Annotated in this window: 16 protein-coding genes; all 16 read left to right on the top strand. The window is 42.0% G+C overall.

Going from position 1 to position 15,307, the window contains the following annotated elements:
• The first annotated feature begins 112 nt into the window (after positions 1–112).
• The gene (locus tag EV207_RS17930) at positions 113–1,360 is read left to right on the top strand and encodes a G5 and 3D domain-containing protein (protein ID WP_132747526.1); all 1,248 of its coding nucleotides are present in this window, start codon (positions 113–115) and stop codon (positions 1,358–1,360) included.
• A 274-nt stretch (positions 1,361–1,634) separates the two neighbouring features.
• Positions 1,635–2,195 carry a ribonuclease M5 gene (rnmV, locus tag EV207_RS17925; RefSeq protein WP_132747525.1) on the top strand — a complete coding sequence of 187 codons (561 nt, stop codon included), beginning with the start codon at positions 1,635–1,637 and terminating at the stop codon, positions 2,193–2,195.
• Complete coding sequence (gene rsmA / locus EV207_RS17920; protein WP_132747524.1) at positions 2,188–3,075, top strand: 16S rRNA (adenine(1518)-N(6)/adenine(1519)-N(6))-dimethyltransferase RsmA; 888 nt, start codon at positions 2,188–2,190, stop codon at positions 3,073–3,075. Before rnmV ends, rsmA begins: the two co-directional genes overlap by 8 nt.
• Before the next feature lie 105 nt (positions 3,076–3,180).
• Positions 3,181–4,053 carry a sporulation peptidase YabG gene (yabG, locus tag EV207_RS17915; protein WP_132747523.1) on the top strand — a complete coding sequence of 291 codons (873 nt, stop codon included), beginning with the start codon at positions 3,181–3,183 and terminating at the stop codon, positions 4,051–4,053.
• Between the two features lie 166 nt (positions 4,054–4,219).
• Entirely contained in the window at positions 4,220–4,477 is a 258-nt protein-coding gene (gene veg, locus EV207_RS17910; RefSeq protein WP_132747522.1) for a biofilm formation stimulator Veg, read from the top strand.
• A 117-nt stretch (positions 4,478–4,594) separates the two neighbouring features.
• Positions 4,595–4,777 carry a small, acid-soluble spore protein, alpha/beta type gene (locus EV207_RS17905; protein ID WP_132747521.1) on the top strand — a complete coding sequence of 61 codons (183 nt, stop codon included), beginning with the start codon at positions 4,595–4,597 and terminating at the stop codon, positions 4,775–4,777.
• Positions 4,778–4,871: 94 nt separating this feature from the next.
• A complete protein-coding gene (gene ispE / locus EV207_RS17900) occupies positions 4,872–5,726 on the top strand; it encodes a 4-(cytidine 5'-diphospho)-2-C-methyl-D-erythritol kinase (protein WP_132747520.1) in 855 nt (284 codons plus the stop codon).
• A 69-nt stretch (positions 5,727–5,795) separates the two neighbouring features.
• On the top strand, positions 5,796–6,632 hold the full coding sequence (gene purR, locus EV207_RS17895) for a pur operon repressor (RefSeq protein WP_132747519.1): 837 nt from the start codon (positions 5,796–5,798) through the stop codon (positions 6,630–6,632).
• On the top strand, positions 6,629–7,003 hold the full coding sequence (locus EV207_RS17890; protein WP_132747518.1) for a RidA family protein: 375 nt from the start codon (positions 6,629–6,631) through the stop codon (positions 7,001–7,003). The genes purR and EV207_RS17890 overlap by 4 nt, the downstream gene beginning before the upstream one ends.
• A gap of 120 nt (positions 7,004–7,123) precedes the next feature.
• Entirely contained in the window at positions 7,124–7,414 is a 291-nt protein-coding gene (gene spoVG, locus EV207_RS17885; RefSeq protein ID WP_132747517.1) for a septation regulator SpoVG, read from the top strand.
• 175 nt (positions 7,415–7,589) lie between these two features.
• Complete coding sequence (glmU, locus tag EV207_RS17880; protein WP_132747516.1) at positions 7,590–8,966, top strand: bifunctional UDP-N-acetylglucosamine diphosphorylase/glucosamine-1-phosphate N-acetyltransferase GlmU; 1,377 nt, start codon at positions 7,590–7,592, stop codon at positions 8,964–8,966.
• A 21-nt stretch (positions 8,967–8,987) separates the two neighbouring features.
• The gene (locus EV207_RS17875; protein ID WP_132747515.1) at positions 8,988–9,938 is read left to right on the top strand and encodes a ribose-phosphate diphosphokinase; all 951 of its coding nucleotides are present in this window, start codon (positions 8,988–8,990) and stop codon (positions 9,936–9,938) included.
• 133 nt (positions 9,939–10,071) lie between these two features.
• Positions 10,072–10,707: a 50S ribosomal protein L25/general stress protein Ctc gene (locus EV207_RS17870; RefSeq protein ID WP_424511385.1), complete on the top strand. Its 636-nt coding sequence runs from the start codon at positions 10,072–10,074 to the stop codon at positions 10,705–10,707.
• Positions 10,708–10,799: 92 nt separating this feature from the next.
• On the top strand, positions 10,800–11,360 hold the full coding sequence (gene pth / locus EV207_RS17865; protein WP_132747514.1) for an aminoacyl-tRNA hydrolase: 561 nt from the start codon (positions 10,800–10,802) through the stop codon (positions 11,358–11,360).
• A 63-nt stretch (positions 11,361–11,423) separates the two neighbouring features.
• Positions 11,424–11,654, top strand: a complete 231-nt coding sequence (gene fin / locus EV207_RS17860; RefSeq protein WP_132747513.1) for an anti-sigma-F factor Fin — start codon at positions 11,424–11,426, stop codon at positions 11,652–11,654.
• Positions 11,655–11,709: 55 nt separating this feature from the next.
• Complete coding sequence (gene mfd, locus EV207_RS17855; protein ID WP_132747512.1) at positions 11,710–15,249, top strand: transcription-repair coupling factor; 3,540 nt, start codon at positions 11,710–11,712, stop codon at positions 15,247–15,249.
• The last annotated feature ends 58 nt before the right edge of the window (positions 15,250–15,307 follow it).

Here is a 15,307-nt window from a genome sequence, read left to right as displayed (position 1 = left end):
GCCAAGACACCTGTCGATATGTTTGTATTTCATTCTAGCAATTAATCTGCTTATAATAAAAACTGCCCAATGAATACTAGAATTTATAAGATTATCACAAAGGAGAGGTTCGATGCTTGAAAACAAGAAAAATCTCTTTTTTCAAAAGAAGAGGGCCATCATAGCACTCCTGTCATTTGTTGTTTTAGTATCTGTCATTTCATATGCGGCCTATGAATCTAGCAAAAAGAAGGTCACATTAGTAGCAAATGGCAAAGTCAAGGATATCAGGACACATGCTGATACTGTAAAGGAATTGTTAAAAAACACAGGTGTGACACCCCGTTCGCACGATGTGGTTCAGCCCGGGATACATACGAATTTATCAGATAATATGAAAGTGGTTTGGGAGCCTGCCCAGAAGATACAATTCACCGAAAAAGGCGAAACAAAAACGGTATGGACGACAGCTGATACTGTGCAAGGCTTTTTTAAAACGCATCACATCAACATTAAGGCACACGATCAAGTCAAACCATCTCTTAACACAAAAATTGATGGCGGGATGGCGGTTTCTTATAAACCCGGTTTTCAAATTGACCTAACCGACGGGAAGCATAATAAGAAGGTCTGGGCTTCTTCAATGACGGTGAGTGAACTTCTCGCTCAAAAGGGCATTGATTTGTCAAAAAATGATCGTGTTGAACCTGGGAAAAACGTGACATTGACGCCGAATACTAATGTTAAGGTGATTCGTGTTAAAAAAGCGGAAGATATCGTAAAAGAGCCATTAAAATTTGATACAGTAAAAAAAGACAGCGGTGACCTTGAAAAGGGCAAAAAGAAAGTGCTCTCTGATGGTCATGAAGGTCAAGTTGCCAAGCATTATGAAGTGACATATGAAAACGGCAAAGAAGTCGCAAGAAAGCTGATTGGTAAAGAAGTTTTACAAGAAAGTCAAGACCGGATTGTAGCTTTAGGGACGAAAGAACCTGTAACTCATGATGAGCCGAATATTGTACCTGTATCCGCCAAGACGACATCACCGCCTAAGACAGCAGCTGTCTCCAGGAATGCATCAAGCTCAAACGATGAGGTTCGTTATGTTTCGAGCACTGCCTATACGGCAAACTGTTCAGGATGTTCCGGTATGACTACGACAGGGATAAATCTTAAAGCAAACCCAAATGCCAAAGTTATTGCTGTAGATCCAAACGTTATTCCGCTTGGGACTAAAGTATACGTTGAAGGCTATGGCTATGCGGTTGCCGGTGACACTGGCGGCAGCGTCAATGGCAACAAAATAGATGTCTTCTTCTCATCGGAATCCCAGGCTAATAGCTGGGGTTCGAGACGGGTTAAGATTAAAATCCTAAATTAACATTAAAAATAGATTATAATGGAGAAGTACAGAGGGAAGCTTTCTGTACTTCTTTTAGTTAATCAGAAAGCATAGTTATGCTCCTCCATTTCATTTTGTCGCAAGGCAGCAACGAAGCGGATCCATGCTGTAGCCTTTCTGATGCAGATAAGTGCAACTAAGCCTCTGTCTACGCCTATTTAAGGCTTGACAATCGGCAAGTTTTCTTTACATTTACGTTACAATTATAGGACGAGTGGGCGAAATAAAAGGTTTCAAAAAAGCGGAGGAAATTATGATTATTAAGGAAATTATCGTCGTGGAAGGCAAAAGTGATACAATGGCAATAAATAATGCCGTAAATGCGGACACTATTGAAACGAACGGCTCTGCGGTCAATAGAATGATTATTGAAGCGGTCAGGCATGCTAAAGAAAAACGGGGTGTGATCATCTTTACTGATCCGGATTTCCCTGGCGAAAAAATCAGAAAAACAATTAGTGAGAGCGTACCGGGTTGCAAGCACGCTTTTTTGACGAGAGAGGAAGCGGCAGGACTTGTAACGCAAAGCCTTGGCATAGAGCACGCTTCACCTGAAGCCATACGTGATGCTCTGGCAAAGGTTTATACAGAGACGTCCGAAACAGAAGAGCATATCTCGATGACAAAACTTAGAGAAAATGGTTTGGTCGGCGGAAAAGGTGCCAGAGAACGGCGTGAAAAGCTGGGTGAGCATTTGAAAATTGGCTATACAAATGCAAAACAATTACATAAAAGATTGAAAATGTTCCAGATTACTGAAGATGATTTTAATAAAGCATTAAAAGCTGTTATTTTGGAGGAAGTCAATGAATAACCGGGTATCTTCGCCTCGTACAACGAGTGACATCATAAAACAATATCAATTTACATTTAAAAAGAGCCTTGGGCAAAATTTTTTAATCGATGAAAATATTTTAAAAAAAATTGTATCCTCAGCGGAATTAACAAAAGACAGCTATGTCATTGAAATTGGGCCGGGGATTGGGGCTTTAACACAAGTGTTAGCCAAGGAGGCAAAGAAAGTTGTCGCATTGGAAATTGACAAGAGGCTTGAACCTATTTTAGCTGAGACCCTGAAGAATGAAGAAAATGTACGGGTTTGTTTTAAAGACGTCTTAAAGGCCGATTTGAAGAAGATTATTGCTGAGGAATTTCCTGCGGATGCAAAAGTGATGGTCGTGGCCAACCTGCCATACTATGTAACGACACCGATTCTAATGAAACTATTAACGGATCATCTCCCGATAAAGGGCATTGTTGTTATGATTCAAAAAGAGGTGGCAGAACGGCTCGAGGCAAAGCCTGGGGAGAAAAGCTACGGGTCGTTATCTATTGCTGTTCAATATCTTGCCGATCCTAAAGTGGTCATGACAGTGCCCAAAACGGTTTTCGTTCCGCAGCCGAATGTTGATTCTTCTGTTATACAGCTCAAAATGCGTAGAGAGAAGAAGGTCGCTGTCAAAGATGAAGCCTTTTTCTTCACAGTGGTGCGGGCTGGTTTTGCCAAGCGCAGGAAAACTTTAATGAATAATTTGCTTAACCTTTTCTCAAAGGAACAGAAAGAAGCTATTATGGAACGATTGGATGCCGTCCAAATTGATCCGGTCAGACGGGGTGAAACGCTGACCATAGAGGAGTTTGCGCGGCTGAGTGACGCTTTATTAACCATTCGGGATGAAGGTCAAACAAAATAGCTCCTTTAAAATCCTTTCATCAAAAAACCTTTCCTTGCATATGTTGAAAATAGGGTCTTTAATTTTCAGATTCGGTTCTTTTCGGGAAGTGTGAGGAGGTCTATAATGGAGATTCAAGTCGGCGATATCGTCGCAAGGTTATCCTACCAGTGTGACGTTTGTTTTCGTGTTGTCAAAATTGACACGAAAGATAATAAAGCAGAACTGTCAGGTCAGGAGCTCCGCTTATATGCTGACGCACCGTTAAGTGATTTAAAAGCAATGACTGAAGAAAAACGCCTGGAGTTTGAAAAGCGTTCTCAGGAATTAGAGGACCATTCTAACCGATTGTTTCGCCAGGATTATCAGAAGCTGAAATTAAAACGTGAATATACTGCGACGAACGGTTATCGTACGAGAATGACCTATTTTGAAATGCCTGGCAGGGTGCTGCATATTGATGGTGACCCCTTTTACCTCAAAAAATGCTTGCGGGTTTACGAAAAATTAGGTGTTCCGGTTTTGGGGAAGTATATGAAAGAAGAAGACATGCCTGAAAATGTCCCCAAATTAGTTAAGCAAATACGTCCGGATATTCTGGTTTTAACCGGACATGATGCCTATATGAAAAGTAAAGGGGAAGAAGATGATATTAAAGCTTACCGCCATTCGGGCCACTTTATCAGAACCGTAAAGGAAGTCCGATTTATTTTTCCGCACCTTGATCAACTGGTCATTTTCGCCGGGGCTTGTCAGTCTCATTTTGAAATGTTAATAAGAGCCGGAGCAAATTTCGCCAGCTCGCCGACACGAATTAATATCCATGCCCTTGACCCTGTATACTTGGTTTCGAAAATCAGCTTTACTTCATTTATGGATCATGTCAACGTATGGGATGTTCTGAGAAATACCTTAGCCGGGTCGGATGGTTTAGGCGGCGTTGAGACTAGAGGCATCCTTAGAACCGGCATGCCCTTTCCTTCTACAGATGAACAATAAATGCTGTATACATATTTTCTTAGATACAGCACATAATAACATCACTTGAGTGTGAAAAACATTGACAACATGGATTAAATACTGATATAATTCTCTGTTTTCCACTTTAGTTTGACATTTAGGCTCGAATGATGTTATAATTTGGTTAAGCGAGGTGGGTTGATCGATGGGAAAAACCATTAAGGATATCAAATGCGCTTTAGACGAAAGAGTCGGCAAACGTTTAGCTTTAAAGGCCAATGGGGGCAGACGAAAAACAATTCAACGCGTTGGTGTTTTAGAGGAAACCTATCCATCTGTGTTTATCGTCAAGCTTGATGAAGATTCGAATGCTTACGAACGTGTATCATACAGCTATACTGACGTATTAACTGAATCGGTTGAAATTACATTCTTAGAAGAAGCAGCAGCAAGCGGGCAGTAGGCATTCATGTCATACTGCTTTTTATTTTGTTTTTACATAATGGTTTTATTAGGAAGCTATAATCAGGCGGGTCCGATCAAATAATAAGAATGCTCAACTGAAAGGGGTTGTCTGATCATGGCTAGAAATCGTGGTGTGATGTCTGACCAGTTAAAAGAGGAACTTGCTAAAGAGCTTGGTTTCTACGACACTGTCCAACAAGAGGGATGGGGCGGAATAAGGGCACGCGACGCGGGTAACATGGTTAAGAGGGCTATTGAGCTTGCAGAAGGACAACTGGCTAATAAAGAAAATAAATAACGCCTGAGCAAAACCGGAGCCTTGTGCTCCGGCTTTTTAAGTTTTATGATTAAAGGAACCGAACAAAGAACGGAAAGTAAAGCGAGGGAAAGATGTGAAGGTAACTGAGAAAGCGCCGGCTAAGATTAATTTATCTCTCGATGTTTTGAATAAACGCGAAGACGGCTTTCATGAGGTTAAAATGGTGATGACCACTATTGATTTGTCAGATAGAATTGAATGTGAGGAGCTTCCTGGGGATGAAATCAGAATTTTTTCAACCGCTTCTTTTGTCCCTGAGGATCAGCGCAATTTTGCTTATCAAGCAGCGGATATTATAAAGAGCCGATATGGGATCAAGAGGGGTGTTATGATCTCGATTACTAAAGAAATTCCTGTGGCAGCAGGCTTGGCGGGAGGCAGCAGCGACGGAGCTGCAACAATACGGGCACTTAACCGTTTATGGAAACTTAATATGTCGCAAAAAGAAATGTTGGCTGTCGCATCAATGGTTGGTTCAGATGTTGCCTTTTGTGTCAAAGGAGGAACGGCTCTTGCTACGGGACGCGGTGAGTGTGTTCAGCCGATCCCATCGCCGCCCCCCTGTTGGGTCGTTTTAGCTAAACCACCCGTATCGGTATCCACCGCTGAAATTTATCAGGGGCTATGCTTAGAAAGGGCACCCCATCCGGATGTGGATGCGATGATCCAGGCGATTAAAAAGCAGGATTTTAATAAAATATGCAGGCTGTTGGGAAATACACTTGAATCTGTAACGCTCGATCGTGTTCCGGAAATATCCCAAATTAAAAGTCATATGAAACGTATGGGCGCGGATGGTGTTTTAATGAGCGGTAGCGGGCCGACTGTATTCGGATTGACCCAATATGAATCACGGATGCAGAGGTTATACAACAGTCTAAAAGGATTTTGTCCCCACGTTTATGCTGTTCGGCTTTGCGGAAGATGAGATTCTCTTGAATAAAGACGGATAAAGGTGTAAGATTTAGTTAAAATATTCGGATTTAGGAGGAGCATCATGAAATTAAAGCGGAGCAGCAGGTTAGTTGATATGACAGGATACCTCCTGCAGCGCCCTCATCAAATTATTTCACTTTCCACCTTTTCGGAACGTTATGGGTCAGCGAAGTCCTCAATAAGTGAAGATTTAGGGATTATAAAGGAAAACTTTGAATCACAAGGTACTGGACGGCTTGTGACGATTGCGGGGGCATCAGGCGGTGTAAAATACATACCCTATATGGAAATGTCCGATGCAAAGGAGCTAATGAGCCTTCTGAGCGGCCAACTGTCACAGTCCGATCGGTTGTTGCCAGGCGGTTATTTATATATGACGGATATACTTGGACAACCCTTTTATATCAATGCGATCGGCAGAATGATTTCAGCGGTATATTCGAAGGACGCCATAGATGTTGTGATGACAATGGAAACAAAGGGCATTCCGTTGGCTTATGCTGTTGCATCCCAATTTAATGTTCCGGTTGTCATCGTCAGACGCAGCAGTAAGGTGACAGAAGGGTCGACGGTGAGTATTAATTATGTATCAGGCTCCTCAAAAAGGATCCAAACAATGGTCTTGCCAAGAAGGAGTCTTACGCCCGGTTCAAAAGTCCTTATTATTGATGATTTCATGAAAGCTGGGGGAACGATGAAGGGCATGGCAAATCTTTTGCAGGAGTTCGACGCAGAGGTTGCCGGAATGGCGGTTTTCGTTGAAACCAAAGATAAAGCACCAAAGTTAATTGATGGTTACCTGTCATTATTGAAATTATCAATGACTGAACAAGAACAGAGCTTTGCGATCGAACTAGGAAACGTTTTTAATTATTATAGTTTGGAGGAGAAAATATGAAAAAGACACACACTGATGCAGCGCCAGCGGCCATTGGCCCGTATTCACAGGGGATAGTTGTTAATAATGTGTTTTATAGCTCAGGGCAAATCCCTCTGAAGGCTAATGGGGAATTAATTGGGGAAGACATTGAACAACAGGTCCACCAGGTTTTTTCAAATATTAAGGCAGTGCTCGAAAGTGCTGGAGCTTCGTTAGAAACGGTAATCAAGACAACGGTGTTTATTAAAAACATGGATGACTTTCCAGCTATTAATAATATCTATGGCACATACTTTACAGACCATTTGCCCGCACGTTCTTGTGTTGAAGTTGCTAGGCTTCCAAAGGATGTTAAGATTGAAATGGAAGTCATTGCGCTTGTAAAATAGGCCAAAAGCCACATAACTATAAAATATTTTGACTTTTTTTAATTCCTTTGAAGGATTTAAACAACATTTGTTGAATGGTTGTTATAGTCTCTTATTTATGGTAAAAGGTGGTGCCTAAAAATGGAAGTAACAGATGTAAGGCTGCGTCGAGTTAATACGGATGGACGAATGAAAGCTATTGCCTCAATCACGATTGACAACGAATTCGTTGTCCATGATATTCGTGTTATTGACGGAAATAACGGAATGTTTGTCGCTATGCCCAGCAAGCGTACTCCTGATGGAGAGTTTCGTGACATAGCTCACCCGATTACTTCTAGCACACGTGAGAAAATACAGCATGCTGTGTTGGAGGAATACCATCATGTAGGCGAAGTTGAAGCCGCTTATGAAGAAGCGGGTGCTTCTTAATAAACATTTTCGCCAGTAATAGAAGGAGACCTAATCACAATGGTTAGGTCTCCTTCGTTTGCGTTAAATTTGAATGCTCAAAGCAAAAAGATCTCTGCTCTTACGATTTTCTTGAAAAAACAGGCTATATAGGCTATAGTCATATGTGGACGAAAAGGAAGATGGAGGTCTTTTAATGTCGAATCGTTATGCTGTCATTCTCGGCGCAGGCAAAGGCACCAGAATGAAATCCAAGCTTTATAAAGTATTGCATCCTGTATGCGGTAAACCAATGATTCAGCATGTCGTTGATCAAATCAGGGGTCTAAATTTTGGAAAGATTGTTACCATCATAGGTCATGGCGGTGAAGCTGTCAAGGAACAGCTTGGCGAAACGGTCGACTATGCTGTCCAGGAAAAACAATTAGGGACGGCCCACGCTGTTCAGCAAGCTGCCGATATAATTCGCGGCCGACAAGGGACGACCGTTGTTCTATGTGGTGACACACCCTTAATTACAGGGGAAACAGTCGGCAAGTTGTTAGATTATCATGAAAATGAGGGCGCTGCAGTGACCGTTCTAACGGCACTAATGGCCAATCCGTCAGGTTATGGGCGGGTCATTCGAAATAAATCAGGTGATGTAGAGAGAATAGTTGAGGACAAGGATGCTTCTCCTTCAGAAAAAGAAATAAAAGAGATTAATACAGCAATTTATTGCTTTGATAATGAACGTCTGTTTGATTCTCTTAAAAAGATAAAAAATGATAACGCACAAGGTGAATATTATCTTCCGGATGTTATTAGCATTCTTAAGAGCGAAGGAAGTAAAGTGGCGGCGTTTTTATCGGATTCATTTGAAGAAACTCTTGGTGTTAACGACCGCGTTGCTTTATCACAAGCTGAAGGGTACATGAGAAAGCGCATTAATGCCTATCATATGAGGCAAGGTGTAACGATTACTAATCCTGATAACACAACAATTTCCGCAGATGCTGTTATCGGAAGCGATACCACCCTTTATCCAGGTACAATGATCCTTGGCCAAGCCAAAATCGGAGAAGGTTGTGAGATTGGCCCTTATACAGAAGTCAAAGATAGTGAGATTGGCCATTCTGCTAAAATCAAACAATCGGTTGTACATGATAGCAAGGTTGGGGAACATGTTAATATTGGGCCTTTTGCACACATTCGCCCGCTCTCACAAATAGGGGACAATGTAAAAATCGGCAACTTCGTTGAAATTAAGAAATCAGCCATGGGCGAAGGCAGCAAAGCCTCACATCTTAGTTATGTCGGAGACGCCGAAATCGGCAAGGATGTAAATCTTGGCTGTGGCTCTATAACTGTCAATTATGATGGCAAAAACAAGTATTTAACACGTGTTGAGGATGGGGCATTTATCGGGTGTAATGTGAATTTGGTTGCTCCTGTGACTGTCGGTAAGCATGCTTTCGTTGCTGCCGGTTCTACCATTACACAGACCGTTGATGAAAATGCGTTAGCCATTGCAAGATCACGTCAGACTAACAAAGAAAATTACGCTGAAAAGCTTGCGTTTAAGAAAAAATAATTGATGGAGGGACACACTGGCATGCCAAATTATTTAGACCCAAACCTGAAAGTATTTAGCTTGAATTCAAATCCCGATCTTGCAAAGGAAATTGCAGAACACATCGGGATCAACCTAGGAAAGTGTTCCGTTACATCGTTTAGTGACGGCGAAATTCAGATTAATATCGAAGAGAGCATCCGTGGTTGTGATGTTTATGTCATTCAATCTACTTGTGACCCAGTAAATAAGCACATGATGGAACTCCTGATCATGATTGATGCTCTTAAGAGGGCGTCAGCAAAAACGATTAATGTGGTTCTTCCTTACTATGGCTATGCCAGACAAGACCGCAAAGCACGTGCCAGAGAGCCGATCACAGCCAAGCTTGTCGCTAATCTTCTGGAAACAGCCGGTGCGACCCGTGTGATAACACTTGATCTCCACGCGTCACAGATTCAGGGCTTTTTTGATATTCCAGTTGATCAGCTGCTTGGCGTGCCGATTTTATCGGACTACTTCCTTAGTAAAGGTCTAGAGGACATTGTGATTGTATCCCCCGACCATGGCGGTGTAACAAGGGCAAGGAAGATGGCGGATCGCCTTAAAGCACCAATCGCCATTATTGATAAAAGAAGACCTAAGCCAAATGTTGCCGAAGTGATGAATATCATTGGCCACATTGAGGGCAAGACCGCTATCATTATCGACGACATTATCGATACGGCAGGTACAATTACTCTAGCGGCCAATGCCTTAATTGAAAGTGGGGCCAAAAAGGTATATGCTTGTTGTACACATCCGGTATTATCCGGCCCTGCCATTGAGAGAATTGAGAATTCGAGCATCAGCGAGCTCGTTGTCACAAATACTATACCGCTGCCTGAGGCGAAACAAATTGAAAAAATAACAAATTTATCTGTTGCGCCATTACTGGGTGAAGCGATTATCTGCGTTCATGAGAAACTTTCCGTTAGTAAATTATTTGATTAAATAAGAGTTATTTACCCTTTAAAATAGAAAAGTTAAAGCTGACTTTTGCACCTGAATTTTTTAATGCCCAAAAATTTCTGGTTTGAAATGATAGGAAAATGGTAATTGTATAATCAGAAAGGGAGTGTTGGTTTTGGTACAATTAAATGCAAAGAATCGTCAACATTTAAGGAAATCTATGACCAAGAAATTAAGAAATGAAGGAAGAATCCCAGCGGTTGTCTATGGGAAAAACGTTGGCAACCAGAATGTTTCTGTTGAAGAAGGGGAGATGATCCGCCTTTTCAGAAGTGACGGCAGAAACGCTGTAATACAAATGAAGGTGGAAAACAATAAGCCGTACTCAGTTATGGCACACGATATTCAATTCGATCGTTTGAAAGATGAAATAGTTCATATCGATTTCCTAGAGATTGATATGAAAACTGAAATAGATGCCGTTGTGCCTGTGGTACTTACAGGTGAATCTGCCGGTGAAAAAGAGGGCGGTGTCGTTCAGCATCAATTTAACGAATTGAACGTGAGATCACTCCCTGCGAATATTCCATCCAATATTGAAGTTGATGTATCTGCATTAAATATTGGAGATTCCTTGAAGGTCAGGGATTTAAAGGCAAATGCTGATTATGAAATTTTAGATGATGAGGATGAGGTTATTGTCTCAGTAACCCCGCCGACACTTGAAGAACCGGAAGCAGAGTCAGAAGAAGATGCTGAGCCGGAAGTGATTGAGGAAAAAGGGAAAGATGATGGCAACAACGAAGAGTAACTATAAATGGTTTAGGCAGGCGTAACCTGTGGTTACGTCTGTTTTCATATGACATACATTAGATTATAGTTAAGAATAGGAGTGCCTGACTATTGAAAGTTATAGCTGGTTTAGGAAATCCGGGTTCTGAATATGAGAACACCAGGCATAACATAGGTTTTAAGGCAGTGGATGCTTTATCAGCGACATACAAAATACCTGTCACAAAGTCCAAATTTAATGCGGTATTTGGTAAAGGTCTAATTAATGGCGAAGACGTCATTCTAGTCAAACCGCTGACATATATGAATTTATCTGGTGAGGCGATTTCCCCATTTCTAAGCTTTTTTAAAGTAGCTATTGATGACTTTCTTGTCATTTACGATGATTTGGACTTGCCTGCAGGGAAAATAAGGGTGCGCCAAAAGGGCAGTGCAGGGGGCCATAATGGCATCAAATCAACGATTAGTCATCTGCATACACAGGAATTTAAAAGGCTAAGAATTGGCATTGGGCGCCCCGATGGTATGCAGCCGGTTGTTGACTATGTGCTCCAACCGTTTTCTCCGGTCGATCAAAAGGCCGTCACAGAGGCAATCGAATTGGCAACAAAAGCCTGCTATAGTTGGATGACGATGCCATTTGACCAGGTGATGAACCGATTTAACCGATGAATAAAAGGATCTTTTAATGACGATACTATTCCTAGCATCTTTATTGCTGGGAGGTATATGCCCTTGGATGTTATTTATAAATGCCGCCATTGCGGTACCAAGGTTGGCCATATTGAAGCAAATGCTTTTCGAACGAATGATTTGGGTTTTGACCAATTAACAGCGGAGGAACGTAAAGACATGATTCAATATGACGATAATGGTCACATTCACGTTTCGACCATTTGTGAGGATTGCCAGGAGGCATTGGAAAGAAACCCCGAATTTCATCAATGGGACACATTCATACAGTAAACAGCTTTGGTCTTTGCCAAGGCATCTTTCTGTTTATTAAGGGAGGGGAATTCCTATGTTGGGGTTACAAAGGTATTATACAGAACAATTTAAAGATATAGATGCCATTCTGGACGGTTTTGAAAGCGGAATGAAACAACAGCTTGTTTCCGGGCTAACCAATGCTGCCAAATCTTTATGGATCGCTTCGATGTACGAAGAACGGGGAAAGACGATGGTGGTGGTTACGCATAACCTTTTTCAGGCACAGAAGCTTCAAGAGGATTTGGAGGAATTGATTGATCCGGAACAAGTATTTCTTTACCCGGTTAATGATTTAATTGCATCAGAAATTGCCACCCAAAGCCCCGAGCTGCGCTCGCAGAGGATTGAGGTGCTCAATCATTTGGTGCAGGGAGGTACGGGGGTCATTGTTATACCCGTTGCGGGTTTGAAACGCTTTGTATCTCCGACTCATATTTGGAAAGCGGGCCTGATTGATCTTCAACTCGGAAAAGTCATTGATTTAGATGCGTTAATCCACACTTTAACAGCGATTGGCTATGAAAGGGAAGCAATGGTGGCTGGCCCTGGGGAATTTAGTGTTCGGGGCGGCATTATAGATGTTTTTCCATTAACGGAAACCCATCCTTTGCGAATTGAACTTTTTGATGATGAGGTAGATTCGATTCGTTTTTTCAACAGCGACACACAGCGTTCCGAAGATAAGGTGGACCAAATTACCATTGGACCAGCAAAGGAAATACTCCTTTTCCCTGAGCATATGGACGCCGCTGCTGAACGGCTTTCGCAGGCACTCTCGCAAACTTTAAAAAAAGTCAAGGACCAAAAGGTTAAGGAAGCCTTAAGTGAACAAGTAGGTTATGAGATTGAACAGTTTAAAGAACATCAGGCATTTCAAGGGATAGCAAAATATACAGCCCTTATTTATGAAAAAGAGACCACTTTTTTGGATGTCGTCCCAAAGGATGCCCTCATTGTGATGGATGAAATTAGTAGAGTGCAAGAAATGGCAGAACAGCTTGATAGAGAGGAAGCGGAATGGCACATTGCTCTGCTTCAAAAGGGGGAAATTGTTAATGGTGTTTCCCTCTCTTTGAATTGGCATGATATCAATGAGTATCTTCAACACCCCGTTTTGTATTTATCGCTTTTTTTGCGCCAGCATGGCCATATCCAACCTCAGAATTTGATTAATGTCACCTGCCGTTCCATGCAAAATTTCCATGGGCAAATCCATGTTTTGAAAAATGAATGTGAGCGCTGGAAAAAAGGTCAATATGCTGTGGTTATATTGGCTGCGAATGAAGAACGGGCAGCTAGGCTTGAGAATGTCTTAGCAGATTATGATATTGAGGCACATACCGTTGAAAAAAGTACCATGCCAACACCAGGAGCCAATCAAATTGTTCCTCTTCGGCTCGATGGCGGGTTTGAATTGCCTCAGCAAAAGCTCGTGGTCATTACTGAAAAGGAAGTTTTCACAAACAAAGCTCCGAAAGCTTCAAGAAGAAATAAAAAACTGTCAAATGCTGAACGGTTAAAAAATTACAACGAGCTTAAGGTCGGAGATCATGTTGTTCATGTTGACCATGGTATTGGGAAATACATCGGCATTGAGACCTTGGAAGTTAACGGTGTCCATAAGGATTATTTGCATATTCTTTATAAAGGAAATGACAAGCTGTATGTACCTGTGGAAAGTATTGACCAGGTTCAAAAGTATGTAAGTTCTGAGGGTAAAGAGCCAAAATTATATACGCTTGGCGGCAGTGAGTGGAAGCGTGTGAAAAGCAAGGCCAAATCGTCCGTCCAGGACATCGCTGACGATTTGATTAAGCTTTATGCTGAACGTGAAGCAAGTGTCGGTCACACCTTTCAAAAAGACGGCCCCGATCAGCATGAATTTGAAGCGGTCTTTCCTTATCAAGAAACAGATGATCAGCTTCAGGCTGTTGAAGAAATTAAAAAGGACATGGAAAAGTCAAGGCCTATGGACCGCTTGCTATGCGGCGATGTTGGCTATGGGAAAACTGAAGTGGCTCTCCGCGCGGCATTTAAAGCGATATCAGAGGGTAAGCAAGTTGCTTTTCTTGTTCCGACAACAATCCTAGCACAGCAGCATTTTGAAACAGCAAGAGAACGCTTTGAGGAGTTTGCAATAAACATCGGGGTGCTCAGCCGTTTCCGAAGCCGCAAGGAGCAGCAGGAGACCATTAAGGGGCTTAAAAAGGGTGCGGTGGACATGGTTATTGGCACCCACCGTCTTTTATCAAAGGATGTTGTGTTTAAAGACCTAGGGCTTTTAATTGTTGATGAAGAACAAAGGTTTGGTGTGACACATAAGGAGAAAATTAAGAAAATGAAAGCGAACGTAGATGTTTTAACACTGACAGCGACACCGATTCCTAGAACATTGCATATGTCGATGCTTGGAGTCAGGGATTTATCAGTCATTGAAACACCGCCGGAGAATCGCTTTCCTGTTCAAACCTATGTCACAGAATACAGCGGGACACTTATGCGCGAGGCTATAGAGCGTGAATTGGCACGGGGCGGACAAGTCTATTTTCTATATAATCGTGTTGAATCCATCCAGAGAATGGCTGAGCAAATTGCCGCATTGGTCCCTGATGCAAGAGTGGCCTTTGCGCATGGGCAGATGAAGGAAACGGAGCTTGAAGCGGCAATGCTTGACTTTCTGGAAGGTTCATACGATGTCCTTGTCAGCACGACAATTATTGAAACTGGTGTGGATATCCCAAATGTCAATACATTGATTGTCTATGACGCTGACAGAATGGGACTGTCACAGCTATACCAATTACGGGGGCGTGTCGGCCGTTCCAACCGTGTCGCTTATGCTTATTTTACTTACCAACGGGATAAGGTCATGAATGAAGTGGCTGAAAAACGCCTTCAGGCAATTAAGGAGTTTACCGAGCTTGGTTCAGGCTTTAAAATAGCAATGCGGGATTTATCTATTCGTGGAGCAGGAAATCTCCTCGGTGCTCAGCAGCACGGCTTTATTGATTCAGTTGGTTTCGATCTTTACTCGCAAATGTTAAAAGATGCCATTTCAGAACGACAAGGGACAACTCAGGAAAAGAAAACGCCTCAGGTTGCAATTGATATTGAAGCTGATGCCTATATTCCTGAGAGCTATATTGAAGATTCCCTGCAAAAAATCGGTATGTATAAGAAATTCAAATCAGTTGAGACGGCGAAGGATATCATAGAACTTCAAGATGAAATGATCGACCGCTTTGGAGATTATCCTCAAGAAGTCGATGATCTTTTCAAAGTGGCCAAAATTAATGTTATTGCACATGAACTCATGATTGATACCGTTAAGCAAAAAGGGCGACAGCTTTCATTGGTGTTCTCGGAAGAAGGCTCTGTGAGTATTGACAGAGTAAAGCTTTTTGAAACAGTTAGCAGCATTGGATCGGGAGTAGGTCTAGGAGCAGAAGGCAATAAGATTAAGTTAACAATCAAAGCAGGCCGTTCGGGCTTAAGTGAACAGTTGGCTTATTTCACTGAGATACTTGAAAAAATATTCAATGAACAATATTCTCCTGCGAAGACTGGCTAATTTTTATAAAAATGAATAGATGTTGATAAGGCGTAAAATAATAAGGCAAGGAATTAAG

It is taken from the genome of Scopulibacillus darangshiensis, from assembly GCF_004341035.1.
GTDB classification, from domain to species: Bacteria; Bacillota; Bacilli; order Bacillales; family Sporolactobacillaceae; genus Scopulibacillus; species Scopulibacillus darangshiensis.
This window is presented reverse-complemented; position numbering and strand designations above follow the sequence as displayed.

What these genes read in the sequence shown, in the direction of transcription:
- EV207_RS17930 (WP_132747526.1), top strand. Translation starts at nt 113, where the DNA reads ATGCTTGAAAACAAGAAAAATCTCTTTTTTCAAAAGAAGAGGGCCATC.
- rnmV (WP_132747525.1), top strand. Translation starts at nt 1,635, where the DNA reads ATGATTATTAAGGAAATTATCGTCGTGGAAGGCAAAAGTGATACAATG.
- rsmA (WP_132747524.1), top strand. Translation starts at nt 2,188, where the DNA reads ATGAATAACCGGGTATCTTCGCCTCGTACAACGAGTGACATCATAAAA.
- yabG (WP_132747523.1), top strand. Translation starts at nt 3,181, where the DNA reads ATGGAGATTCAAGTCGGCGATATCGTCGCAAGGTTATCCTACCAGTGT.
- veg (WP_132747522.1), top strand. Translation starts at nt 4,220, where the DNA reads ATGGGAAAAACCATTAAGGATATCAAATGCGCTTTAGACGAAAGAGTC.
- EV207_RS17905 (WP_132747521.1), top strand. Translation starts at nt 4,595, where the DNA reads ATGGCTAGAAATCGTGGTGTGATGTCTGACCAGTTAAAAGAGGAACTT.
- purR (WP_132747519.1), top strand. Translation starts at nt 5,796, where the DNA reads ATGAAATTAAAGCGGAGCAGCAGGTTAGTTGATATGACAGGATACCTC.
- EV207_RS17890 (WP_132747518.1), top strand. Translation starts at nt 6,629, where the DNA reads ATGAAAAAGACACACACTGATGCAGCGCCAGCGGCCATTGGCCCGTAT.
- spoVG (WP_132747517.1), top strand. Translation starts at nt 7,124, where the DNA reads ATGGAAGTAACAGATGTAAGGCTGCGTCGAGTTAATACGGATGGACGA.
- glmU (WP_132747516.1), top strand. Translation starts at nt 7,590, where the DNA reads ATGTCGAATCGTTATGCTGTCATTCTCGGCGCAGGCAAAGGCACCAGA.
- EV207_RS17875 (WP_132747515.1), top strand. Translation starts at nt 8,988, where the DNA reads ATGCCAAATTATTTAGACCCAAACCTGAAAGTATTTAGCTTGAATTCA.
- mfd (WP_132747512.1), top strand. Translation starts at nt 11,710, where the DNA reads ATGTTGGGGTTACAAAGGTATTATACAGAACAATTTAAAGATATAGAT.